A 21,759-nucleotide genomic window follows, 5' to 3' on the forward strand; every position below is an offset into this window, starting at 1 on the left:
GTGAGCCTTCGAAAGGCATGCTCTTCGACTGCAGATGGGAGCTCGCATTGCCGCCAGTCAGCATGCACAAGGGGCTGTGACCATGATCGCGAGGACTTCACCATGGATTTTCATCCGCGAGCGGCCGGTGCCTCGAACCGGCTCTTTGTATGCGCGAACACCGCCGGCATGTCAAGAATGGCGCATGTACGGCAATGAATGAGCAGATTTGGAGCAAATCTGCACGAAATCGGCGCGATTCCCCCGCAGGTTTTGCGGAAGGCTTCAATCTTAACGATGCTCTTCAGCAATTGTCAGCACTCCTGCGTTATTATTCTGTCGTACAATAAGCGGAGGCTAAAAGGGCCTTTCAGATGCACCTCGACACAGAACACCCCAAGCCGGAACGTGCTTACAGGGAATTCAATCTCGACAGACCCGGCAACATCATCTTCGTCGGCCATCACCTCAGCACCGGAACGCAGGTGCGCTGCCTGATCCGCACGATCACGCTTGCCGGCGCATTGCTCGAAGTGAGCCCGAGCCTTGAGATGCCGAGCCATTTCTTCCTCGAAATTCTCGGCATCCACGACGAAATCGGCGCTACCGTGGTCAAACGCGAAGGCGAATTGGTGACGATCAGCTTCAATATGCTGCTCAACCCGGAATTCCTGCATCACGTGCTGCGGCTGAGCTTCGAAACCTGAGGCTTTCTCCAGTCTTCTCCCCCTTGCGGCGCGCAGCCTCTGCAGCGGCGCTCCTTCTCGCGACCAGACGTGCGATGATCAGAACGGCCCAGCGGAGACCGCACCATTCCGGCTGCTCGAGCGGATCGGCAAAGGGATCGTGACGAATCCGGCGCTTGCGGCTTTCGACTTCCATGAAGAGAACAACCCAGTTGAGATCCATTGCTTCATCCTCCATCTATTTCCTGGAGCACTTGAGCTAAGTCCTCGCGCCGCTCAGATGTAGAGACGCTGGGGAAAGGGGGTTTTCATCCATGAAAGATGCAAGCTGGGACGACCTTCAACTTTTCTTCTATGTCGCGACCGGCGGCGGACTTTCGGCAGCGGCGGCGAGCACCGGGCTCAGCGCGCCGACGATCGGCCGGCGCATGCTGGCGCTCGAACGGGTGACCGGCCGCTCCTTGTTCAGTCGCGGTCCGACTGGCTATCTGCTGGCGAAGGACGGGCAGGAGCTGCTCGATCGGGTCCGACTGATGCAGGAGGCGGCGCGCGCAATCTCCGACTGGCGCGGCGAGGTGCTGACGCTGCCGATCGTCTCGACGGCCGCCGACAGCTGGACCTCGCGCTTCATCGCCGACCATCTGGCCAGCGTCTGGACGCCGAAGGACAGCTTCCGCATGTGCTACAAGACCTGTGACGCGAGCGTCGATTTCACCTATCGCGAGGCCCATATCGCCATTCGCCACAGTCGGCCGGAGAGCGGCAATGTCGCGATCCGCCGTTCGGTCAAGGTGGCGCACGCGGTTTATCAGTCGGCCGGCTACGACGAGACCAACTGCAACTGGATCTCGCTCGGCACCGATACCGCCACTACGCCGGCGGACAAATGGACTTTCGAACAGCCGGATTACTGGATCACCAGCTGGACGACCACGCCGCATATGCTCTTTTACCTCATCCGCGGCGGTGCCGGTCGCGGCGTGCTTCCCTGTTTCATCGGCGATCAGGAGCGCGCACTTATTCGCGCCGGCCCTGTGATCGACGACCTGACTTACGAAATGTGGATTGTCGCGCATGACGACGAACGGCAACGGCCGGAGGTCAGGATCGTTATCGATCGTCTGGCGGCGCTCTTTGCCGATCATGAAGACCTGTTTGCCGGGCAGAGACCATCGGTGTGACACGAAAACGCGGGCCTCTCGACCCGCGTTTCCTTTGGTTGGTGCTCACAGCTCAGGCCGCGAGATGTCGCTCGATCTCGTCAACCGGCATATTGGTATAGTCCTTCGCCAATTCCGCGGAGATTGCGGCCTGCGTATCGGCGCTGAGTGCCGGCCGCAGCGTGCCGAGCGCCTTCGGCGGCGCAACGAGGACGATGTGGCGGGTATCCTTTTCCTGCGCCAGTTCGTCGAGCTTTTCGGCTACCTGTTTCAAAAATTGGGCTTCGGCCTGATCCTGCCAGTTGGTTTCCTCGACAGCGCTGCCGCTGAAGCCGCCGGCGGCATGGCTGCGCCCGGGCTTGTCGGTGCCAATTTCGCGATCGGGCTCGCTCGGCTGCGTTAGAGTTTCCAGCACCTTCAGGTTCATCAGTTGGGCATCGCCGGCATTCTGCATGATCAGAGCCTTGGCTCCATTGCAGACCACGACCCATGATTTCCATGGGACTCTGACGTCGTTCATCTTCAACTCCTCGCTGTCGTCATTCGAAGCGCGCCGTGCTTCATCGATCAAGGCAGAACGCCCGGCCATTGAAAGAGTTCAGGAAAATTGCGCCGAAATCGAACGGGTGGCGATCCGGCCGGCCTTTGCTGCGTAGAAGAGGCATCTTCTGGAGATTGACAATGAAGACAGCCCTGCTCGCCTATGCCGGCGCCTTTCTCACTCTTCTCGTCTGCGACGGGGTATGGCTCGGCCTTATCGCCCGCAGTTTCTATCGCGAGCAGCTGGGAGCACTGATGCTGCCCTCGCCCAATCTTACGGTCGCCGCGCTATTCTATCTGTTCTTCACCGCCGCCGTGGTCGTGCTTGCCGTGCTGCCGGCGCTGTCGGCAGAATCGATCACAACCGGACTTCTCCACGGTGCCATTCTGGGACTGGCGGCCTATGGCACCTACGACCTCACCAATCTCGCCACGCTCCGGAACTGGCCGCTCACCATGAGCCTGATCGACATGGTCTGGGGCACGGCTCTGACGGCGCTGACCGCTGCCGGCGGATATTTCGCCGTCAGGTTCATCGGCTGAAGCGAGAGCCCGCGTCCCGATAATGGACATCCGGGCGTCCCGCTTGGGAACAAAGTTTAAACTCGTTAAAATGGTAATTTTATATTTGACGAATGCGCAAAACATTCATGTGACCTTGGTTCGAGCAAGGCCAGCTTGAATGCGATCAAGACGGCTCTGTTTGACATTAAGACCCCGAATGTGCCCTGTCTGACGGAGAATGTGAGATGACTATGCTCCGCGCTACACACCTTGCCACGGTCAAATCCGCTGTCTACGACCTGCGCTGGGAAGAATTCAACGTTAAACGGCCCGCCCGTATCGTCGCCGTCCGGCCATGCCTCACCGGCGTCTCGATGCGAAGCGCCGAGATTATCGATATCTCGCAGGGCGGCGCCACCTTCATCGTGTCGACCACTGCCGGGCTGCCCAAGCACTACTATCTCAACATTCTCGGCCTCGCCTATCGCATCGGCTGCGCCGAGGTCTACCGCAACAAGGAACGCATCGGGGTGCGGTTCATCAACATCCTGGATCCTGAGGTTCTGCGCCGCGTCGTTCGTACCGATTTCCTTGTCGGCAATATGGAAGCGATCAACGCCCGGCGCGCACCGATCTTCCGCGCGTGATATAGACTGGCGATCGTCCGGTTGCGGAATAATCTTGCTTGCCTTGGCCGTGCCCGGGCCTATTGTTGCGCCTGATGTCACCGTGCCCGGGAAATTGCCTTCGCATGTCCGCCTTTTCGCGCTTTACGCCCCTTGCCAGCGCCCTGCCCTCCACAGTTCCCTTCGTCGGTCCAGAGGCGATCGAGCGTCAGCGCGGACTGGCCGTTTTGGCCCGCATCGGCGCCAATGAGAACGGCTTCGGCCCCGCCCCTTCCGTTCTCGCAGCGATGCGTGAGGAGGCCGGCAACATCTGGAAATATAACGATCCGGAAAATTTCGCGCTCAGGGAAGCGCTGAGCGCCCATCTCGGCGTGACTGCCGCCAATATCGCCATCGGCAGCGGCATCGATGAATTGCTCGGCCAGATCGTCCGGCTGGTGATCGAGCCGGGCGCGCCGGTCGTCACCTCTCTCGGCGCCTATCCGACCTTCAATTTCCACGTCGCCGGCTTCGGCGGCCGGCTGGTGACCGTTCCCTATTTAAACGACCGCGAGGATCTCCACGGGCTCCTTGAGACGGTGAAGCGCGAAGACGCGCCGCTCGTCTATTTCGCCAATCCTGACAATCCGATGGGAAGCTGGTGGAATGCCGACCGGATCATCGCCTTCGCCAAGGCACTACCCGAGACGACGCTGTTGGTGCTGGATGAAGCCTATAGTGAAACGGGGCCCGCGGATTCGCTGCCATCGATCTCCTCGCTGATCGACCTGCCGAACGTCGTTCGCACCCGCACTTTCTCCAAGGCCTATGGGCTTGCCGGCGCACGCATCGGCTATGTGATCTCCACCCCAGGCACGGCGCAGGCTTTCGACAAGATCCGCAATCATTTCGGCATGAACCGGCTGGCGACATCAGCAGCCCTCGCGGCCCTCAAGGACCAGGACTATCTCGTCGAGGTGGTCGGGAAAATCCATGCGGCGCGGGAGCGGATCGCCGGCATCGCCCGGGCGAACGGACTTCAGCCCCTGCCCTCGGCCACGAACTTCGTGGCGATCGACGCTGGGCGTGATGGCATATACGCAAGGGCGATCGTCGATGGCCTGATGGAGCACGGCGTCTTCATTCGCATGCCCGGCGTGGCGCCGCTCAACCGCTGCATCCGTGTCAGCGTCGGCCCCGAGGCGGATATAGCGCTCCTCGAAGAAGCGCTGCCGCAGGTGCTGAAGAAAATCAGCCGATAAAACAGAAGAACCGCGCCCGGTGGAGGATCCGGCCGCGGTTCCCTTCTCCTGACATCGGCCCCGTCAAAAGCGCCCCGCCAGCCCCCTCTTTCGAGGTTGTTATTCCGGTCGAATTCTCAACTGGAGACGGTCTCAGTGAACCGTCATCCATTCGCGGGCAGCGCGCAGCGCTGCTACGATCTGCATCTTGTCCATGGACGCGGCCACGTCGGCGCGAAGCTCGGCGGCGCGGTCGTTACCCTTGATTGCGGCGATGTTCAGCCACTTGTGGGCAGCGACGAGATCGACTTCGCAGCCGCGGCCGGTCGCATACATCAGACCCATTTCGCAGAAGACATCGGCGCTATTGTCGCCACCCATGGTGGCCGTTTCAGCATTGTGCATTTCAAAGCGTGCCATCGGTTTTATCCCTGTTAGCCTGTTTATGACTTACCCTGTTTTACCTTCAGGCCTTGCCGTCTATCGCGGCTTTCGGCCCTTCCGGTCCGGCGGGTTTGCCCCGCTCGTTTGATGGGTTCACTATGCCAAACGGCTTTCAAAAAACGCCTAAAATGCATGATTAATTTGAGACAAACAAAGTGCAAATGCTTGGTAAAATTGGGTTTTTGTTAAACATCGGATTCCTTGCGTTTTAAGGATTTTCGCTTGGATTTTACGAAAGATTCAGATTTGAAAATAAAGGGATCGTTCATCATGAAATCAGCAGGCGATTTCGTTATGGGCTTGCCGAACGCTTTTTTTCTGGCTTGCCTTCCATGGCCGGCAGGATCGCGATCACGCTTATTTACCTTTACGTTCGCGTCAGCTATTTTCGCGACCGACCAAGGACATCAAGGAGGAATAGATGATCCGTAGCCTCGCTCTCGCCGCCGCCATCGCAGTGATCGCCGGCATAGCGCATGCAGAAGAGCCGATCGTCGGCAACTGGAAGACGGCCGCCGGCGATACGGCGGTGATCGCATCCTGCGGCGGCAGTTACTGCGTGACACTGAAGACCGGTAAATATGCCGGCCGGAAGATCGGCACGCTTGCGGGAACCGCGGGCAGCTATGCCGGGGAGATCACCGACCCTGCCGCCGATAAGACCTATAGCGGCTCGGGCAAGGTTTCCGGCAATTCGCTGAGGATGCAGGGCTGCGTGATGAAGGTTCTCTGCAAGACGCAAACCTGGACGCGGCTCTGACGCTGCAACGACCCCACTTCACGATCATCGAAACGCAGAAGCGTGCCGGCACATCGGCATGCTTCGAAGCTCTTCAAGGCTTCCCGATATTCTCCACAACCCCGCCCCAGCCTGGCCGGCAAGCTGAACGGCGGATGAACCGGCATCTCAGCACTCATTCAGCCGCCCTATGGCAAAACTCTTGTCACGATCGAGTTGCGTATCGGGGGCAAGGCAATGAACATGTATATTCTGGCAAGACGCTTTAGCATCATCACGCTATTTGCGGCGATCTTCGCGATCACGTTTTCAGCGGTCGTGGTGCACAAAGGCGGCGGCGGTGCGCAGTCGCATTTCGGGGCAAGCTATACCTGCCTGGAGAGAAACGGCAACTTCTGCGCGCCAGCGGTGCAGTGACCGGCATCCGACACGGAAGAGGATAAAATAATCGGATTCCGTCGGCGCGCGTCGTTTGCTTGTCAAAAACAACTCTCTATAATGCGTCATGAACAAACGAATCTCCCCTTTGTCGCCGCTCGACATATCCTCACCACCCCTTTTCCAGCCACAAAGCTTTGATGATCCCGCCAAGGCCGTGGAAGCGCTGACAGCGCTTTACGACCGTAATACGGCGTTCCTGATCAAGAGCTTCACCGAGCTTGCGCAGGGGGCGCCGATCTCTTCGCGCTACCGCGCTTTCTATCCGCAGGTCAGCATTGAGACGACAAGCTTCGGCCACGTCGATTCCCGCCTTTCCTACGGTCATGTCACGGCACCGGGCATCTATACGACGACAGTCACCCGGCCGAAGCTCTTCAAGCATTACTTGAAGGAGCAGTTGGCGCTGTTGGTGAAGAGCCACAATGTTCCTGTCATCGTCTCGGAATCGACGACGCCGATCCCTTTGCACTTCGCCTTCGGCGAGGGCGCGCATGTGGAAGCATCGACCAACGCCTTCATCGACATTCCGATGCGCGATATTTTCGACACGCCCGATCTCAACACCACCGATGACGAGATCGCCAACGGCGAATATATCCCGCCGCCGGGAGAGCCCTCGCCGCTTGCGCCATTCACGGCGCAACGCATCGATTATTCGCTCGCCCGTCTGTCGCATTATACGGCGACGCATGCCGAGCACTTCCAGAATTTCGTTCTGTTCACGAACTACCAGTTCTATATCGATGAATTCTGCAGCTGGGCGCGCAAGCTGATGGCGGAGGGCGGCGACGGCTATACCGCCTTCGTCGAGCCGGGCAATGTCGTCACCCTGCCCGGTTCGAGCGCGCCGGAAACGGATGCGACCCTCGCCCGCCTGCCGCAGATGCCGGCCTACCATCTGAAGAAGAAGGGCCATGCCGGGATCACCATGATCAATATTGGCGTCGGCCCCTCCAACGCCAAGACGATCACCGACCATGTGGCCGTGCTGCGCCCGCATGCCTGGCTGATGCTCGGCCACTGCGCCGGCCTTCGCAACAGCCAGCGGCTCGGCGACTATGTGCTTGCCCATGCCTATATGCGCGAGGACCATGTTCTCGACGACGACCTGCCGATCTGGGTGCCGATCCCGGCGCTGGCCGAAGTGCAGGTGGCGCTGGAAGCGGCCGTCGCCGAAATCACTGGTTACGAAGGCTTCGAGCTGAAGCGCATCATGCGCACCGGCACCGTCGGTACGATCGACAACCGCAACTGGGAACTACGCGACCAGCGCGGGCCAGTGAAGCGGCTTTCACAGGCGCGCGCCATCGCGCTCGATATGGAGTCGGCAACGATTGCCGCCAACGGCTTCCGCTTCCGCGTGCCCTACGGCACGCTGCTCTGCGTCTCAGACAAGCCGCTGCATGGCGAGCTGAAGCTGCCGGGCATGGCAACCGCGTTCTATCGCACGCAAGTCAACCAGCATTTGCAGATCGGCATCCGCGCCGTGCAGAAGCTTGCCGCCATGCCGAAGGAAGCGCTGCATTCACGTAAGCTGCGCAGCTTCTTCGAAACGGCCTTCCAATAGGCCGTTTTCTCATCGGTCTGCCACAAAAGGCACCGACTGTTGCGCAAGCGTCTGCGGCCTGCCGGCGGCAATGTTCAGCCCTGCGATCAACAGGGTGAAGGCCAGGAAAGCGACAGCGACGCGCTGGAGAATCTTCAACCCATCGTTTTCGAGGAACTCCAGCTCACGCTTTTCATGGCGGCGCGCCCAGATGTGGCTTGCCACCGCGATTTCAAGAATACTCATTGCCATTCTCCTCGACAGGTTTCAACGATGCCTTGTCGAGTGCTGCCCTGCGATTTCGACACCGGACCGGCACAAAGATTTTTCTCGCGGTTGTCGAAAGGCGCGAAGGTCGTTCGTCTAGGGTTATTGGAACACGGCAAGGGAGACTGTCCGCGATGAAATATCTCTGCCAGGTCTGGTTCGATGGCGCGACACTCGACGCCATGACGAATGAGGAGAAGGCCGAACTCGACGCGAATTCCTTGAACTACGACAGAGATCTCGTCAAAAGCGGACATATGATCGTCGCCCAGGCGCTGCAGTCGCCGAAATCGGCCGTGACCGTCCGGGTGCGTCGCGGCGAGATGTCGGTGACGGACGGCCCCTTTGCCGAGACCAAGGAGGCGCTCGGCGGCTTCATCCTGATCGAGGCCAAGGATCTCAACGAGGCGATCCGGATTGCCGCCGGCATCCCGCTCGCCAAGCTCGGCGCAATCGAGGTGCGGCCCATTCATTCCTTCGGCGAGCACGCGTGAGGAGACGGCGATGAAATATCTGTGTCAGGTCTGGTTCGAAACCGCAAAGATCAGCGCCATTTCCGCCGAGGAGGGCGCAAAGCTGACGAAGGATTCCATCGTCAACGACGACAGGCTGCGCGACAGCGGCCACCTGCTGGTGGCGTTGGCCCTGCGCGAACCTTCAACGGCCATGACGGTCAGGGTTCGCAACAATGCGGTGACGGCAACGGACGGCCCTTTCGCCGAAATCAAGGAGCATCTCGGCGGCTTCGTGTTGATCGAGGCGAAAGACATGGAAGAGGCGACTGATATCGCCGCCACCTTTCCCGTAGCGCGATACGGCTCCATCGAGGTGCGGCCGGCCTATTCGATCAAGGAGGAGTGCTGAGCCATGCGCTACATCTGCCTGATCTACAATTCCACCGACACCGACGGCACGCTGACGCCTGATGAAACCAATGAACTGATCAAAGCCCATTTCGCCTTCGACGAGGAACTGCTCCGCGACGGCATCATGATCCATTCCGACGCATTGGAGACGCCTGACAAGGCGACGGTGCTGCGCGTTCGAAACAATACGCTTTCGGCCACCGACGGGCCCTATGTCGAGACGAAGGAGTATCTGGCCGGCTTCTATGTCATCGAAGCCCCCGACGTGGCGACGGCAAGGGAGATTGCCGGGCGGATCCCTTCGGCGCGTTTCGGTGCGGTCGAACTCAGGCCGGTGCGGATACTGACCCAGCCGGATTGAGGTGCGCCGTTGGAAAGCGTGATCGAGGAAATCTACCGAACGCAGTCGCGCCGGGTGCTGGCGACGCTGATCCGCCTGCTCGGCGATTTCGACCGGGCAGAGGAAGCGCTCCACGATGCCTTTGCCGCGGCTGCGCGGACATGGCCGCACGACGGCATTCCCGGCAACCCCTTCGCATGGCTCGTTTCGACGGGACGCTTCAAGGCAATCGATACGATCCGGCGCCGGGCCCGCTTCGACGCCTCGCAGCAGCACATCGAGGACAGTCTCTACACGGTCGACGAAACGGAGATCGGCGACATGGAAGCAATCGAAGACGACATGCTGCGGCTGGTCTTCACCTGTTGCCATCCCGTTATTCCTGCCGATGCGCAGACGGCGATGGCGCTTCGGGAAATCTGCGGATTGACCACCGAAGAGATCGCCCATGCTTTCCTCATTCCGGCGCCGACAGTCGCCCAGCGGATCGTGCGCGCCAAGGGCAGGATCCGGGAGGCGAAAATCCCCTACGAGGTGCCTGGCCGCGAGGCGCTGCCGGAGCGGCTCGACCGGGTGCTGCACGTCATCTATCTCGTCTTCAACGAAGGCTATTCCGCCTCCTCCGGCGATGAGGTGGTCCGCGCCGACCTGACCGCGGAGGCGATACGGCTGGCGCGGCTGCTTCTGACGCTGCTGCCGCACCCCGACGTCTCCGGCCTGCTGGCCCTGATGCTGCTGCAAGACTCCCGCCGCAATGCCCGCTGCGGCGGCGAGGGATCGCTAGTGCTGCTTGCGGATCAGGACCGTTCGCTCTGGGACAATGCGAAGATCGCGGAAGGTCTGACCCTGCTTGCCGAGGCGATGCGGGCGGGAGAGATCGGCACCTATACGCTGCAGGCGGCCATCGCCGCCGAACATGCCCGGGCATCGGCAGCCGAAGAAACCGACTGGCGACGGATTGCCTTCTATTACGATCTGCTTCTGGCGGCGCAGCCCTCCCCGATCGTCGAGCTCAATCGCGCTGTGGCGATCGCTATGGCGGACGGGCCGGCGAAAGGGCTGGATCTGATCGACGCCATTCTGGGACGCAGGGAGCTGCAGGCCTATCACCTCGCTCATTCGGCCCGCGCCGATTTCCTGCGCCGCCTCAGCCGGAGAGAAGAGGCGATCGCGGCCTATGAAACGGCGCTGTCGCTCTGCCGGCAGGAACCGGAGCGGGCCTTTCTCAGGAAGCGGATTTCAGAGCTTGCCGCGACGTCCGAGCGGCAGTGAGATCGCCGTCCCGGTGAGCGCCGAGACGATGATCAGCAGGTGAGCATTGACGCTCGCCTGTGCCAGCGCGTCAAGGGCCAGCCGCTCGCTCGAGGCGCCGAAAGCAATCGCGCCGGCGGTGATTCCGGCAGGATAGGTGCCGACGCCGCCCGGCGCATGCACCGGCAGCACGGAGGAGAGCTCGCCGCCGAGCGCACCGCCGAAGCTTGCCGCCATCGGCAGCACGCCCATTAGACCGAGTGCCCAGGCAAGTACCACCACCTTCACCAGCCAGTTGACGATGGTCATCGCCCAGGCGCGCGCAAAGGCGACGGCATCGAGCGGCAAGCCGTTTTCGATCTCCGCAACGAATTTCTGCGCCTTGGCGGGCAGCAGCCTGGCGGCAAGGCGCAGCAGCGGCTTGCGGGCGGCGAAGCACGCGACAGGCAAAAGCAGAAAGGCTGCCCAGAGCAACCAGGCGACAACCATATTTGCGGCGGCGAGCGCAAAGCCGATGCCGGCAGCGGCCAAAAGCGCGTGCAGGTCCAGCAGCCGCATGACGAAGAGTGCGGAGGTTCCCCGCGCCAGCGGAATGCCGAATTCAGTGCGCATCAACAGCGGAAAACTGGTCTCGCCAGTGCGGAAGGGCAGCATGATGTTCAGAAGATTGTGGATCTGCGTGACGCGGAAGAGCGTCGCGAAGCGGCCCGCCGTTTCTTTGGGAAAATAATCGTAAATGCGCCAGGTGCGTAGGAAATAGGTGCTCGTCAGAGCGATCAGCGCGCCGATCACGGGACCGGCGCCGACATCGGCCCATTGCTTGATGATGACAGGCCAGCCCCAGAACCATTGCACGAAGAGCGCATAGGCTAAGACAATGACGATCGTCAGCACGGTCATACGATTGCGCATAAACCAGGACTGCCGGCTTTCAACGATCGAACTCTTCATGTAGTAGGCAATCCTCACTTGGCGTCGGCACAGGCCCCGGTCCCGTCGGCTTTTAAGAGAAATGAAAGTTGCGCACAACGTCGGAGTTGATGGGCGACGGCGGCGAACGCTCTTCCGCGCCGGCGACCGACAGGTAGACGATGGCGCCTTGCCGGCTTGACGTGGAGATCGATGTTGGAGCGGATTACCAAAGGCATTACCGGCGCAAGCATTTTTCTTGCATGCTATTTCCTGCTGAATATCGCGCTCCGGCTGACATTGCCGCACACACTTGATCTCGACGAAGCGGAGCAGTCGTTCTTTTCGCAATATCTGCTCGCCGGTTATAACGAGCAGCCGCCTTTCTACAACTGGATGCAATATGCCGTCGTCTCGGTGACCGGCATATCGATGTGGGCGATCTCCGTTCCAAAGAACATCCTCCTATTCTCTTGCTATCTCTTCTACGGCCTTGCCGCCCGCGAAGTGCTGAAAAACCGATCCCTCGCCGCGGTCGCCATGCTGAGCCTCATCACCTTGCCGCAGGTGGGCTTCCTGGCGCAGAGGGAACTCACTCACACGGTAGCGCTGCTGTTTGCCAGCTCGCTGTTCCTCTTCGGTTTCTTCCGTACGCTGCAACGACCGACGCTCGGAAGCTATCTCGTCATCGGCATCGCCACCGGCATCGGCCTGATCTCGAAGTATAATTTCGTCATCCTTCCGTTCGCCGCCCTGATGGCGGTGCTGCCGAACCGGGAATGGCGCAGCCGTCTGTTCGACTGGCGTTTGCTGGTGGCGATCGTCGTCGCCATCCTCATCATATTGCCGCATGCGCTCTGGCTGCCCGACAATCTCGCCCGCGCCTCCGCCTCGACACTGAAACGGATGGCCGCCAAGGACGAAGCGGCCGCCGGCCTTCCCCGCATCGGACAGGGACTGCTCTCCTTCATCATCGCCGTCCTCGGCTTTGTCGCGCTGCCGGTCGTTCTCTTCGCGGCAGCCTTCCGGCGGGACTTCTTTCGTGCGCTCTCCTCCTCCAGTCCAATGATACGGGTGATCGAGCGCATGATGGCCATCAGCCTGCTCGCGGTCCTCAGCCTGGTCTTCATTGGCGGCGCAAGCGATATCCACGAGCGCTGGCTCGACCCGTTTCTGCTCGTCCTGCCGCTCTATCTGTTCCTGAAACTGCAAAGCTCGGGCTTCGACCTTTCCGCCGGGCTTGCGCGTTTCCGGCCCGTGGTGCCGGTCTTCATGGTCATCATCCTGCTGATCCTGCTGATCCGGATCGTCGGCGTGCAATATGTCGGCTACACGAGAACGAACGTTCCCATTTCCGGCTTCGCAGCCGAATTGACCGCCGACCGCAAGCCCGTTCTCATCGTGGCATCGGACAAATACCTTGCCGGCAATCTGAGATTGGAGCTTGATGTTCCCAGCGCAATGCCGTTCTTCGCCGGTTCCGGCGTTCCCGAATATGCACAGGCGAAAGGGCCGGTGCTGGTCGTCTGGCGCGGCAAAACGCCTGACGACAAAGCCATCCCGCCAGACTTCGCAGCCGATCTCGAAGCATCGGGCATTCATCTGCAAGAGTTGAACACGCTGACGCTGCCCTATCTCTTTGGTGACGACAAACACCTCTTCTCGATCGGCTATTCCTGGGTCGAGGGCGGCGCGAAATAGGATAGGGACGGACGGCGCCATATTAGCCGATTACGGGGAAACCGGCATTGGCCGCTGGCAACAGGCGAACACTTCATGTAGTAGGCTTTCCCAAGTGCTGCGGCGGCTATGAAAGCCGTTCCGCCCGACGGCCTTTTGGAGATAAGAGTTGCAAACAACGGTAGAAACCATTCGCGGTGCGAATGATCCGGTACAATCGCTCGAACTGTCGCTGGTCGTGCCTATTTTCAACGAAGAGGAAAGCGTCGGCCCGCTTGTAGAGCGTGTCGTGGCTGCGATGGCCGCCTATCCGCATCGCTGGGAACTGATCCTCGTCGACGACGGCAGCACGGATGCGACGCTCGTCAACGCCCGCAAGTTCGTCGGACGCGAGGGACTGACGCTCAGAATCGTCGAGCTGCAGCGCAACTTCGGCCAGACCGCCGCAATGCAGGCCGGTATCGACACCGCCCAGGGCCGCCTGATTGCGACGATGGACGGCGACCTGCAGAACGACCCGAAGGACATTCCTGCGATGGTCGCCGAACTGGAACGGCGTGAACTCGACCTCCTGGTCGGCTGGCGCAAGAACCGCAAGGACGGGCTGTTCTTGCGCAAGATCCCCTCCTGGTGCGCCAACTACCTGATCGGCCGCATCACCGGCGTCAAGCTGCACGATTACGGCTGCAGCTTGAAAATCTACCGTGCCTCGATCATCAAGCAAGTGAAGCTGATGGGCGAAATGCACCGCTTCATCCCGGCCTGGGTTGCCGGCGTCGTCCCTAGCTCGCGCATCGGCGAGATGGCCGTTACCCATCATGCCCGCGAGCATGGCGTTTCGAAATACGGCATTTCACGCACCTTCCGCGTCATCCTCGACCTGCTTTCGGTGATGTTCTTCATGCGCTACAAGGCGCGGCCCGGGCATTTCTTCGGCTCGCTGGGTCTTGGCCTCGGCGCGATCGCGATGCTGATCCTCATCTATCTCGGCTTCGACAAGTTCATCCTGGGCAATGATATCGGCACGCGCCCGATGCTGATGGTCGGCGTCGTGCTTCTGCTGTCCTCGGTGCAGATGATCACCACCGGCATCTTGGCGGAAATGATCGCGCGGACCTATTACCGTGACGACGCTTCTCCGAATTATATCGTGCGGCAGATTTTCGACGACCAGACCAAAGCATAAGCCGGCGGCACGATGCTGGAGCGCGCGACGAAGACGATCAGAACCGCGGGCCTGCTGCTTGCAGCCTATTTCCTGCTCAACATCGTGCTTCGCATCGCGCTTCCGCATTCGCTTGAGCTTGATGAAGCCGAGCAATCCTTCTTCTCGCAATATCTGCTGGCGGGCTACGGCCCGCAGCCGCCTTTTTACAACTGGGTGCAATATGCCATCGTCTCGGTGGCGGGCATGTCGATGGGCGCGCTTGTTGTTCCGAAGAATATCCTGCTCTTTCTGTGTTACCTCTTCTACGGTCTTGCGGGACGCGAAGCACTGAAAGATCAGGCGCTTGCCGCCGTCGCCATGCTGGCACTGATCACCCTGCCCCAGGTCTCGTACATGGCCCAGCAGGACCTGACCCACACGACCGCCCTGCTCTTTGCCAGTTCGCTGTTCCTCTACGGCTTCTTCCGCACGCTCGACCGGCCCGATACCGGCGGTTACCTCCTGCTCGGCCTTGCGACTGGCATCGGGCTGATCTCGAAATATAACTTTGCCCTGATGCCCGTCGTCGCGCTGATCGCGATCCTGCCCGATGCGGAATGGCGGCGAAGGGTGCTCGATTGGCGTCTGCTCATCGCAATCGCCGTCGCGCTCGTCATCGTCCTGCCGCACGCGATCTGGCTGCTGAACAATCTCGCCTTCGCTTCCTCCGATACTCTGGTCAAGATGGCCGCCGGCAGCGAGCCCGCCGGCACCTTGCGCATCGGGAAAGGCCTTCTCGCCTTTGTCGTCGCCATCATCGCCTTTGCGGCGCTGCCCGTTGCCGTCTTCGCCGCCGCCTTCCGGCGAGATCTCTTCAGGGCATTCTCGGCGGGAAACCGTTGGACGCGGTTGATGGAGCGGATGATGCTCGCAAGCCTTGCCGGCATCGCTCTCATCGTGCTCTTCACCGGCTCCACCATGGTTCGCGAACGCTGGCTGGACCCGTTCCTGCTCGTGCTGCCGATCTATTTCCTGGCGAAGATGCAGGCAGCCGGGCTCGACCTTTCGGGCGGACTGCGCCGCTTCCGGCCCGTTGTGCCAGTGCTGATGGCCTGCGTGCTGGTCGCGCTCGGCTTCCGCGTCGTGGGCGCCGGCCTGATCGGCACGTACAGCAGGCCGAACGTGCCGATGGCCGGCTTCGCGCGCGAAATGACGCGGCAGGCCGAACCGGCGCTCATCGTCGCGTCGGATACCTATGTCGGCGGCAACATGCGGCTGCAGTTTCCCGATGTGCCGGTCGTGATCCCCGATTTTCCTGTGCCGGGCATTCCGGCCTATGCGTCAGCCGACGGCCCTGTGCTCATCGCCTGGCGCGGCAAAAAGACGGCGACGGCTGCGGATGCCGTCATGCCGGAGCGGTTTTCATCGGCGCTGACGGCGGCCGGCATCACGCCGCAAGAGGTCGGCTCGTTGTCGCTTCCCTATTATTTCGGCCGCCAGGGCGACAATTTTTTGCTCGGTTATGCCTGGGCTCGGCCGAGGAACAGATAGAATGACCGAAACCAGCCTTCGCGACATGCGATGGATTTTCATCCTGCTGGCCGCCTATTTCACGCTTCAATTCGGCGTGCGGCTCGCGACCTCCCATTCGCTCGATCTCGACGAGGCCGAGCAGGCCTTCCGCTCGCAATGGCTCGCCGCCGGTTATGGCCCGCAGCCGCCTTTCTACAACTGGCTTCAGTATACGGTCTTCCAGTTTGCCGGCGTTTCGCTTGCCGCCCTTTCGGTGGTGAAGAACCTTCTGCTCTTCACCTCTTACCTGCTCTATGGCCTGACCGCGCGTCTCATCCTGCGCGACAAGGCGCTTGCCGCGATCGCAACGCTCGGGCTGCTGACGATCCCGCAGATGGCTTTCGAAATGCAGCGAGACCTGACGCATACGGTCGCCGTGTTCTTCTCGGCCACAGTCTTCTTCTACGGTTTCGTTCGCAGCCTGAAGCAACCGAGCCTCAGCTCCTACCTGATCGCCGGCATCGGCATTGGCTTCGGCCTGCTTGCCAAGTACAATTTCGCGATCCTGCCGGCCGCAGCCCTGGTTGCGGCGCTGGCGGATGCGCGCCTGCGGCCGCGGATCTTCGACTGGCGACTCGCGCTGACTGCAGCGGTGGCGCTCCTCATAACCCTGCCGCATCTCTTCTGGCTCAGGGACAATCTCCATTTTGCGACCGCGCGAACGATGGAAAAGATGACCGCGAGCAACAATGCGAGCTATCCGATGCAGGTGGCCATGGGCGTCGGTTCGCTCGGGCTCGCCATCATCGGCTTTGCCGGATTGACGATGGCCGTGTTTGCGGCCGTCTTCGGCAAGAGCCTGCGCGCGGCGTTCGCTGCCCATTCGGAATGGACGCGGCTCATCGAGCGGATGATGCTCGTTTTCGTCATCGGCATTCTGTTGCTGATTGTCTTCGGCGGTGCTGCCGGCATCAAGGATCGCTGGCTGGTGCCGATGCTCTTCATCCTGCCGCTCTATCTTTGCCTGAAGATCGAGGCGGCAGGCGTCGTGACAGACCGAGCGTTCCGACGGTTCATAGCCGTCATCGCCATCATCATGATCGGCGTGCCATCAGCCCTTTACGGCAGCGTCGCAGCCGCACGCTTCACCGGTCATTACGAGCGGCTGAACAGGCCCTATGCCACGATGTTGGAAACCTTGCGCCAACAGGCCGAACCGGCGGCAATCCTGGCCGGCGACAGCCTGCTTGCCGGCAATCTCAGGCAGGATATTCCCGGCGTACCAGTCGTTTCCATGGATTATCCCGGCTTCAACCCGGATCTCTCCAGCCGGCGACCGCTTCTCCTGGTGTGGCTCCTCCCCAGGGGCGGAAGCGAAGCGCTTCCGCCAGCCATGGCTCAATGGTTGCAAGCCAATCTCGGCGCATCCGCGCCTGAGGCATTGGTGATCGACGCACCCTATTTCTATCAGCGCGGCGACGACCGCTATCGTTTCGGCTATGCCTGGGTCAACCAGCCGGACTGAACGAAATCAGGATTTCAGCTCCTTCCAGGCCGCGTCCAGCGCCAGCTTCCGGCGGGGGCGGTTCAACGCTTTTCTATCACGCCGATATTGCACGCTTGATGACTGTCAAGTGCCAGCAGATGCATGCCAAAAATACGGATATGAAAAGGAAGGTCCCAAGCGGTTGGGCTAGCGGCAGGAACGACCAGTCGCCTCGTTGAAATTGAGGCAGCGCAAAGTCGGAAAGGCCAGCTTGTGCAACTGCTGCCTTCCCCAAAGATAGACCGGTCGCGATCAGCGCGATATGGGCATGGATGAACCCTGAACGGTGGTGTCGTTGCGGCTGCACGGCCACTCGAATCCCGAAAATCGATGCAAGCACCAACAGGACCGTGGCACTCCAAATTCCAACGCCGGGTACAGCCAAAAGCAGATAGATGGGCTCGCGCATGACCGGAAGTATTGTCATATACAGCCACCAGGCGAACGCACTTGAGGGGTGGCTTTCCAAGAGCGGCATGCTAAGAACGAAGAGCAATGCTATTGCGTAGGCCAGCGATGGGCCAAGTCGCATCATCGTGAAAATAGCGATCCACATGCAGCGTTCCATCCTTCGACCTGAGGAGGGGGATAGGCGACGTTGATTGATTTCCACTCAAGGAGTCACGCGGCACATAATGCCTACTTTGGATAGTAGGCATTTTTATCACGCCCTCGCATTCCGGCGATGACCGTCTCTCTCGCTTTTTTGTGAGTATATGCTTAAATTCTTGAGTTGTTAGCTTTTTTTCACGATGATTGCCGGTGAACGCATCCGAGTCTTAGGTAAGAGTGTCCGATGGGGATCAAATTGCCAATGTTGCAGATCAGAGCTGGGACTAAATGCATTGCGCTTTTGATAGCGACTGGAGCGATTTTAGCTGGTTGCCAGTCATCCGGCGTTGATGGCCTTGCTGCTTATGGCGATAGTGCAAAGACCGTCGAGGATGACTCCGCTGTCGCCTTCTATAAGAACGACGAGTTGATAACCACCGGCAAACTGCAGTTTCAGGAAAAGAACTACGGAAAATCCTACGCCATTTACAAGCGAGCGGTTGACGTTTTTCCGCAGGATCCGGCCGCTTGGCTAGGCTTAGCGGCCTCCGCCGACATGGTTGCCCGCTTCGACACGTCCGATCGCGCCTACAAGCAGCTCTCGCGAATGATCGGCAACACCCCGGTCTACTACAACAATATCGGATATTCTCACCTATTACGCGGTGATTTGCGCACTGCCAGAGGGTATTTCCTGAAAGCCTATGAGCTTGATCCCGGAAATGAAATCACTGCCCGTAACCTCGAATTGATGAAGAACAGCGTAAATTACGCTCAGCGGTGATAGGCCTTTCAGCGATCGGCAATCTGCGTCGAGATTGGAGCGCCTTTGTCGCATCGCGAGCATCGGCGCGGCGCCCTTGGCAGCGATTGCTTTGGAGATTTCGGCGACGTCGTTATTTACCGGGCCTTGCGAAGTATGAGCTGGCCTTCCGGCGAGAGTGTTCGTTCGTAACGCGGCAGGTCATTCACTGAAATGCCCCCGGCTTGGATGGATGCAAGAGTGCTATCCGGAGTTTGAGTTTCCGCCGGCACGGCAGGGAGCGGCGGTGCGAAAAATTGTGCCGGTTCCTTGCCGGGCGCGCTAAGGACCAAAGCTGAACCCATGCGTGCGCCGCTTGTGTCATTACTCATCCGTTCGTTCATCGACAAAACAGCCTTTTGCAGGCTATCCACCTCCTGGCGGACAAGTGCGACGTCGTCGGCCTTGGCATTATCCGCGATGTTGTGCGACTGCTTTTCCAGTTGTCCTCTCAGGCCATCGATAGACCTTTTAAGCGCGCCAATGGTCTCGCGGCTCTCGCGAACATCCGCTGAGTTTTTGGCGGTATAGATGAGAACGCCAGCATTCACAGGCAAGAGCATCAGGAGCAAACCGACGAGTAGCGGGCTTTTTGAGCCTCTCTGCTCTATTGTTCGCAAATTGCTTGGTTTTGCGCGGTCGGCTTCGACCTCGATATTCGGAATGCTGGTCATTCGATTACTCCCCGTAAGTCATTTAATCTGCGTTGGCCGCGATCAGCGCCAAGTCCGCGATCATTCCGATGTAAACACGCCTTCCCAGGCCCGTTCGAGCATGTCGAGCGATGCGTTTCCGGCTATACCGTTGAAATTGCAGTAAGAACTGACGAAATCCAGAAGATATTTCGGATGATAGCAAGATGCCGGCATATCGCCGTTGTACTTGCGATCGTAAAACAGGTTCAGGTCTGGATCACTGACAACCAATCCGGTGCCACTGGCATAGGATTTGAAGATTCTGATATATTCGTCGCGCGACGGCGTGTTCACAAAGATCTTGTATTTGAGGCGCCGCAAGCCCGCCTCGTCGGAAAGGTCCTTCGGTGCGATATTCGTCGAAAATACCACCAACTCGTCAAAGGGAACCCTGAACTTCTTGCCGGTGTGCAGCGTCAGGAAGTCATATCCGCGCTCGAGCGGTACAATCCAACGATTGATGAGCGCCTGCGGCGCCACTTGTTGGCGCCCGAAGTCGTCGATGATGAAAACGCCGCCGGACGCCTTCAAGTGGATGGGCGCTTCATAGACATTCGGTCCTTCGTTGAAGGTGAGATCGAGCTGATCGAGGGTCAATTCCCCGCCCGTCTTGATCACCGGACGGCGGCATTCGATCCATCGTTGATCGGCTTTCGGATGGGATTCTGTGCCAGCCTCCGATACGGGGTGATGCACCGCTTCGTCATAGAAACTGATGACATGGCCGCCGACCTCGATGGCATAGGGCACCCAGATTGTTTGGCGAAACAGTTGCGACGTCCGCTCGGCGATGCTCGTCTTTCCGTTGCCGGGTGGTCCGTAAAGCAGGATGGAGCGACCGGAGTTGATGGCCGGGCCGAGCTTTTCAACCAAGGTGTTTGAGAGCACAAGCCCGTCAAGGCTGTCGTTCAACCGCTCAGGGGTCACGCGTTCGTCATGGATGGACTGCAAAACTACTTGCCGGCAGAACGCGTCCAGCGATACCGGCGCCGGCCCGACATATTGGCATTGACGCGACGCCGCGTGGGCATATTCGAACCCCTTCATGGAAAGCGCATATCGAATATCGGATCGCACATCCTCACCGGCCAAGCCGCGAGCCTCGAGATATGCGAGTTTCACGAGTTCCTTGATCAGGATATTGACGATCACTTTCGGCAATCTCATGCGGTCCGCCAGATGAGATGCCGTGGTTGTATCCTGCTCGGCCGCGCATTTTACCGCCAGCCGAAGCAGGAACGACAAATCCAGTCCGGCTTGTTCTATGCTTGCCGGTGCCATCGGCATACGCGGATCGAGGGAAATGATGGCATCCTTACGATCCTGTTCGAGCGAATACTGCATACGACCTCGCTTGGCTCAACCGCCGGGTTTCATGCTGACGAGAAGACTGACGACGCGGATAACTACGGGAACGAGAACGATGATGAGGCTTACCGGAAAAAGGAACGCGCCGAGCGGCAGCAGCATTTTGACCGGCAAGGCGTTTGCCTTTTCCTCCGCACGAACAATACGGAGGTCGCGCATTTCCTTGCAGTAGACCCGCAGCGTCTGCGTTACGCTGGTCCCGAGTTCTTCCGATTGACGGAACAGAACGGAAAGGGCCCGGGCTTCGTCAATCCTGAGGCGGATGGCAAGGTTAGCGAGCGCCTCGCGCAATCGCCGGCCGCCCCGCACTTCCAGCATCATGATCGAGAGATGCAGGCCGAAATCCTGCCGCTTGGCAACGAACTCGCGGGCAACACGGTTCGCCGCAGCCTCGATGCTCATCCCCGCATCGAGGCAGACGATCAGCATATCCATGAAATCGGGGAAGAGGCGGCGGTACTCCCTCTCCTTGGCGCCGCCACGCCGGTCGATATAGATGTTGACCAGAATAAAGGCTACGCCCGCAGCAAACATGGCAACGATCAGCGTCGCCACCCGCGACATGTTCGGCGCGAGCCCGTTTAGAGCCCAGACCGCCGCGACCAGCACGCTGATACAGACCACCGCGCGAACCACCTGGAAGGTGCTCACGGCGCCGGCACCGAAATACCCCGCCCGGATCAGGCGGTTCTGGGTGGAGTTCGCATTGGTGTCACGTCGAGTAATCTCGAAATAGCGACGGATCAGGCGGTTTTCCGCCTCGCCGAGATCGGCAATCGTCGTATCGCCAAGGTGGAACTCTTCGCCTGTTGCCGCCGCGCTCTTCGATACCCGAACCGAAACCTCGCGCTGCCGAAAAAACAATTCCGATGCCGCTGCAGAAAAGATCAGCACGGCAAAGAAGACGATGAGGTAAATTCCATACTCACTCGACATGAC

General features: G+C 59.8%; 26 protein-coding genes. 17 read left to right on the forward strand and 9 right to left on the reverse strand.

Annotated features, from left to right (window positions below; all coding sequences use genetic code 11):
- Positions 1-353 precede the first annotated feature (353 nt).
- Entirely contained in the window at positions 354-686 is a 333-nt protein-coding gene (locus tag EFB14_RS13490) for a hypothetical protein (protein WP_125846149.1), read from the forward strand.
- Here the strand turns inward: EFB14_RS13490 and EFB14_RS33415 are convergent.
- A complete protein-coding gene (locus EFB14_RS33415) occupies positions 637-888 on the reverse strand; it encodes a hypothetical protein (RefSeq protein WP_126826631.1) in 252 nt (83 codons plus the stop codon). The two genes, EFB14_RS13490 and EFB14_RS33415, sit on opposite strands and share 50 nt — an antisense overlap.
- A 91-nt stretch (positions 889-979) precedes the next feature.
- Here EFB14_RS33415 and EFB14_RS13500 point away from each other — a divergent pair, with 91 nt between their 5' ends.
- Complete coding sequence (locus EFB14_RS13500) at positions 980-1,846, forward strand: LysR family transcriptional regulator (protein WP_125846150.1); 867 nt, start codon at positions 980-982, stop codon at positions 1,844-1,846.
- Positions 1,847-1,898: 52 nt separating this feature from the next.
- Here the strand turns inward: EFB14_RS13500 and EFB14_RS13505 are convergent, their stop codons facing one another.
- A complete protein-coding gene (locus tag EFB14_RS13505) occupies positions 1,899-2,345 on the reverse strand; it encodes a baeRF12 domain-containing protein (protein WP_125846151.1) in 447 nt (148 codons plus the stop codon).
- Between the two features lie 161 nt (positions 2,346-2,506).
- Between EFB14_RS13505 and EFB14_RS13510 the strand changes: the two genes are divergently transcribed.
- From EFB14_RS13510 to EFB14_RS13520, 3 genes are all read left to right on the forward strand, one after another.
- A complete protein-coding gene (locus tag EFB14_RS13510) occupies positions 2,507-2,908 on the forward strand; it encodes a DUF2177 family protein (protein ID WP_126825948.1) in 402 nt (133 codons plus the stop codon).
- A 206-nt stretch (positions 2,909-3,114) separates the two neighbouring features.
- The gene (locus EFB14_RS13515) at positions 3,115-3,516 is read left to right on the forward strand and encodes a PilZ domain-containing protein (protein WP_125846153.1); all 402 of its coding nucleotides are present in this window, start codon (positions 3,115-3,117) and stop codon (positions 3,514-3,516) included.
- A gap of 104 nt (positions 3,517-3,620) precedes the next feature.
- Entirely contained in the window at positions 3,621-4,736 is a 1,116-nt protein-coding gene (locus EFB14_RS13520; RefSeq protein ID WP_125846154.1) for a pyridoxal phosphate-dependent aminotransferase, read from the forward strand.
- 132 nt (positions 4,737-4,868) lie between these two features.
- Here the strand turns inward: EFB14_RS13520 and EFB14_RS13525 are convergent, their stop codons facing one another.
- Positions 4,869-5,135: an SEL1-like repeat protein gene (locus EFB14_RS13525; protein WP_125846155.1), complete on the reverse strand. Its 267-nt coding sequence runs from the start codon at positions 5,133-5,135 to the stop codon at positions 4,869-4,871.
- A gap of 445 nt (positions 5,136-5,580) precedes the next feature.
- Between EFB14_RS13525 and EFB14_RS13530 the strand changes: the two genes are divergently transcribed.
- The 3 genes from EFB14_RS13530 to EFB14_RS13540 all read left to right on the forward strand — a co-directional run bounded on the left by EFB14_RS13530 (position 5,581) and on the right by EFB14_RS13540 (position 7,906).
- Positions 5,581-5,919, forward strand: coding sequence for a DUF2147 domain-containing protein (locus EFB14_RS13530; RefSeq protein WP_125846157.1), 339 nt, complete (start codon positions 5,581-5,583; stop codon positions 5,917-5,919).
- 216 nt (positions 5,920-6,135) lie between these two features.
- Positions 6,136-6,315 (forward strand): hypothetical protein, encoded by a 180-nt coding sequence (locus tag EFB14_RS13535; protein WP_125846158.1) that lies wholly within the window; start codon positions 6,136-6,138, stop codon positions 6,313-6,315.
- An 88-nt stretch (positions 6,316-6,403) separates the two neighbouring features.
- Positions 6,404-7,906, forward strand: a complete 1,503-nt coding sequence (locus EFB14_RS13540) for an AMP nucleosidase (RefSeq protein WP_125846159.1) — start codon at positions 6,404-6,406, stop codon at positions 7,904-7,906.
- Between the two features lie 9 nt (positions 7,907-7,915).
- On the opposite strand, the gene EFB14_RS13545 is transcribed toward EFB14_RS13540, so the two are convergent.
- Positions 7,916-8,131: a hypothetical protein gene (locus EFB14_RS13545; RefSeq protein WP_125846160.1), complete on the reverse strand. Its 216-nt coding sequence runs from the start codon at positions 8,129-8,131 to the stop codon at positions 7,916-7,918.
- A gap of 155 nt (positions 8,132-8,286) precedes the next feature.
- Between EFB14_RS13545 and EFB14_RS13550 the strand changes: the two genes are divergently transcribed.
- The 4 genes from EFB14_RS13550 to EFB14_RS13565 are packed head-to-tail and all read left to right on the forward strand — an operon-like array spanning position 8,287 to position 10,630.
- Complete coding sequence (locus EFB14_RS13550) at positions 8,287-8,646, forward strand: YciI family protein (RefSeq protein ID WP_125846161.1); 360 nt, start codon at positions 8,287-8,289, stop codon at positions 8,644-8,646.
- A 10-nt stretch (positions 8,647-8,656) separates the two neighbouring features.
- Entirely contained in the window at positions 8,657-9,016 is a 360-nt protein-coding gene (locus tag EFB14_RS13555) for a YciI family protein (RefSeq protein WP_126825951.1), read from the forward strand.
- 3 nt (positions 9,017-9,019) lie between these two features.
- The gene (locus EFB14_RS13560; RefSeq protein ID WP_126825954.1) at positions 9,020-9,379 is read left to right on the forward strand and encodes a YciI family protein; all 360 of its coding nucleotides are present in this window, start codon (positions 9,020-9,022) and stop codon (positions 9,377-9,379) included.
- Between the two features lie 9 nt (positions 9,380-9,388).
- Positions 9,389-10,630, forward strand: coding sequence for an RNA polymerase sigma factor (locus tag EFB14_RS13565; protein ID WP_125846164.1), 1,242 nt, complete (start codon positions 9,389-9,391; stop codon positions 10,628-10,630).
- On the opposite strand, the gene EFB14_RS13570 is transcribed toward EFB14_RS13565, so the two are convergent.
- The gene (locus tag EFB14_RS13570) at positions 10,598-11,560 is read right to left on the reverse strand and encodes a lysylphosphatidylglycerol synthase domain-containing protein (protein WP_125846165.1); all 963 of its coding nucleotides are present in this window, start codon (positions 11,558-11,560) and stop codon (positions 10,598-10,600) included. The genes EFB14_RS13565 and EFB14_RS13570 overlap by 33 nt on opposite strands.
- Positions 11,561-11,731: 171 nt before the next feature.
- Here EFB14_RS13570 and EFB14_RS13575 point away from each other — a divergent pair, with 171 nt between their 5' ends.
- From EFB14_RS13575 to EFB14_RS13590, 4 genes are all read left to right on the forward strand, one after another.
- Positions 11,732-13,219 (forward strand): ArnT family glycosyltransferase, encoded by a 1,488-nt coding sequence (locus tag EFB14_RS13575; protein WP_126825957.1) that lies wholly within the window; start codon positions 11,732-11,734, stop codon positions 13,217-13,219.
- Between the two features lie 148 nt (positions 13,220-13,367).
- A complete protein-coding gene (locus EFB14_RS13580) occupies positions 13,368-14,384 on the forward strand; it encodes a glycosyltransferase family 2 protein (RefSeq protein WP_125846167.1) in 1,017 nt (338 codons plus the stop codon).
- 12 nt (positions 14,385-14,396) lie between these two features.
- Positions 14,397-15,896, forward strand: coding sequence for a glycosyltransferase family 39 protein (locus EFB14_RS13585; protein WP_126825961.1), 1,500 nt, complete (start codon positions 14,397-14,399; stop codon positions 15,894-15,896).
- Between the two features lies 1 nt (position 15,897).
- Complete coding sequence (locus EFB14_RS13590) at positions 15,898-17,382, forward strand: ArnT family glycosyltransferase (protein ID WP_126825963.1); 1,485 nt, start codon at positions 15,898-15,900, stop codon at positions 17,380-17,382.
- A gap of 76 nt (positions 17,383-17,458) precedes the next feature.
- Here the strand turns inward: EFB14_RS13590 and EFB14_RS13595 are convergent, their stop codons facing one another.
- Complete coding sequence (locus EFB14_RS13595) at positions 17,459-17,959, reverse strand: hypothetical protein (protein WP_126825966.1); 501 nt, start codon at positions 17,957-17,959, stop codon at positions 17,459-17,461.
- A 258-nt stretch (positions 17,960-18,217) separates the two neighbouring features.
- On the opposite strand from EFB14_RS13595, the gene EFB14_RS13600 reads away from it, so the two are divergent.
- Positions 18,218-18,739 carry a tetratricopeptide repeat protein gene (locus EFB14_RS13600; RefSeq protein WP_125846377.1) on the forward strand — a complete coding sequence of 174 codons (522 nt, stop codon included), beginning with the start codon at positions 18,218-18,220 and terminating at the stop codon, positions 18,737-18,739.
- A 116-nt stretch (positions 18,740-18,855) separates the two neighbouring features.
- On the opposite strand, the gene EFB14_RS13605 is transcribed toward EFB14_RS13600, so the two are convergent.
- The 3 genes from EFB14_RS13605 to EFB14_RS13615 are packed head-to-tail and all read right to left on the reverse strand — an operon-like array spanning position 18,856 to position 21,756.
- Complete coding sequence (locus EFB14_RS13605; RefSeq protein ID WP_126825969.1) at positions 18,856-19,431, reverse strand: hypothetical protein; 576 nt, start codon at positions 19,429-19,431, stop codon at positions 18,856-18,858.
- A gap of 60 nt (positions 19,432-19,491) precedes the next feature.
- Positions 19,492-20,796 (reverse strand): ATP-binding protein, encoded by a 1,305-nt coding sequence (locus tag EFB14_RS13610; protein WP_126825972.1) that lies wholly within the window; start codon positions 20,794-20,796, stop codon positions 19,492-19,494.
- 15 nt (positions 20,797-20,811) lie between these two features.
- Positions 20,812-21,756 (reverse strand): type II secretion system F family protein, encoded by a 945-nt coding sequence (locus EFB14_RS13615; RefSeq protein ID WP_126825975.1) that lies wholly within the window; start codon positions 21,754-21,756, stop codon positions 20,812-20,814.
- Between the last annotated feature and the right edge of the window lie 3 nt (positions 21,757-21,759).

Source organism: Rhizobium fabae (assembly GCF_003985135.1).
Classification (GTDB): Bacteria; Pseudomonadota; Alphaproteobacteria; order Rhizobiales; family Rhizobiaceae; genus Rhizobium; species Rhizobium pisi.

Bases quoted from the DNA above. Each gene is read 5' to 3' on its own strand.
- EFB14_RS13490 (WP_125846149.1), top strand. From the start codon at position 354: ATGCACCTCGACACAGAACACCCCAAGCCGGAACGTGCTTACAGGGAA.
- EFB14_RS33415 (WP_126826631.1), bottom strand. From the start codon at position 888: ATGGATCTCAACTGGGTTGTTCTCTTCATGGAAGTCGAAAGCCGCAAG.
- EFB14_RS13500 (WP_125846150.1), top strand. From the start codon at position 980: ATGAAAGATGCAAGCTGGGACGACCTTCAACTTTTCTTCTATGTCGCG.
- EFB14_RS13505 (WP_125846151.1), bottom strand. From the start codon at position 2,345: ATGAACGACGTCAGAGTCCCATGGAAATCATGGGTCGTGGTCTGCAAT.
- EFB14_RS13510 (WP_126825948.1), top strand. From the start codon at position 2,507: ATGAAGACAGCCCTGCTCGCCTATGCCGGCGCCTTTCTCACTCTTCTC.
- EFB14_RS13515 (WP_125846153.1), top strand. From the start codon at position 3,115: ATGACTATGCTCCGCGCTACACACCTTGCCACGGTCAAATCCGCTGTC.
- EFB14_RS13520 (WP_125846154.1), top strand. From the start codon at position 3,621: ATGTCCGCCTTTTCGCGCTTTACGCCCCTTGCCAGCGCCCTGCCCTCC.
- EFB14_RS13525 (WP_125846155.1), bottom strand. From the start codon at position 5,135: ATGGCACGCTTTGAAATGCACAATGCTGAAACGGCCACCATGGGTGGC.
- EFB14_RS13530 (WP_125846157.1), top strand. From the start codon at position 5,581: ATGATCCGTAGCCTCGCTCTCGCCGCCGCCATCGCAGTGATCGCCGGC.
- EFB14_RS13535 (WP_125846158.1), top strand. From the start codon at position 6,136: ATGAACATGTATATTCTGGCAAGACGCTTTAGCATCATCACGCTATTT.
- EFB14_RS13540 (WP_125846159.1), top strand. From the start codon at position 6,404: ATGAACAAACGAATCTCCCCTTTGTCGCCGCTCGACATATCCTCACCA.
- EFB14_RS13545 (WP_125846160.1), bottom strand. From the start codon at position 8,131: ATGAGTATTCTTGAAATCGCGGTGGCAAGCCACATCTGGGCGCGCCGC.
- EFB14_RS13550 (WP_125846161.1), top strand. From the start codon at position 8,287: ATGAAATATCTCTGCCAGGTCTGGTTCGATGGCGCGACACTCGACGCC.
- EFB14_RS13555 (WP_126825951.1), top strand. From the start codon at position 8,657: ATGAAATATCTGTGTCAGGTCTGGTTCGAAACCGCAAAGATCAGCGCC.
- EFB14_RS13560 (WP_126825954.1), top strand. From the start codon at position 9,020: ATGCGCTACATCTGCCTGATCTACAATTCCACCGACACCGACGGCACG.
- EFB14_RS13570 (WP_125846165.1), bottom strand. From the start codon at position 11,560: ATGAAGAGTTCGATCGTTGAAAGCCGGCAGTCCTGGTTTATGCGCAAT.
- EFB14_RS13575 (WP_126825957.1), top strand. From the start codon at position 11,732: ATGTTGGAGCGGATTACCAAAGGCATTACCGGCGCAAGCATTTTTCTT.
- EFB14_RS13585 (WP_126825961.1), top strand. From the start codon at position 14,397: ATGCTGGAGCGCGCGACGAAGACGATCAGAACCGCGGGCCTGCTGCTT.
- EFB14_RS13590 (WP_126825963.1), top strand. From the start codon at position 15,898: ATGACCGAAACCAGCCTTCGCGACATGCGATGGATTTTCATCCTGCTG.
- EFB14_RS13595 (WP_126825966.1), bottom strand. From the start codon at position 17,959: ATGTGGATCGCTATTTTCACGATGATGCGACTTGGCCCATCGCTGGCC.
- EFB14_RS13600 (WP_125846377.1), top strand. From the start codon at position 18,218: ATGTTGCAGATCAGAGCTGGGACTAAATGCATTGCGCTTTTGATAGCG.
- EFB14_RS13605 (WP_126825969.1), bottom strand. From the start codon at position 19,431: ATGACCAGCATTCCGAATATCGAGGTCGAAGCCGACCGCGCAAAACCA.
- EFB14_RS13610 (WP_126825972.1), bottom strand. From the start codon at position 20,796: ATGCAGTATTCGCTCGAACAGGATCGTAAGGATGCCATCATTTCCCTC.
- EFB14_RS13615 (WP_126825975.1), bottom strand. From the start codon at position 21,756: ATGTCGAGTGAGTATGGAATTTACCTCATCGTCTTCTTTGCCGTGCTG.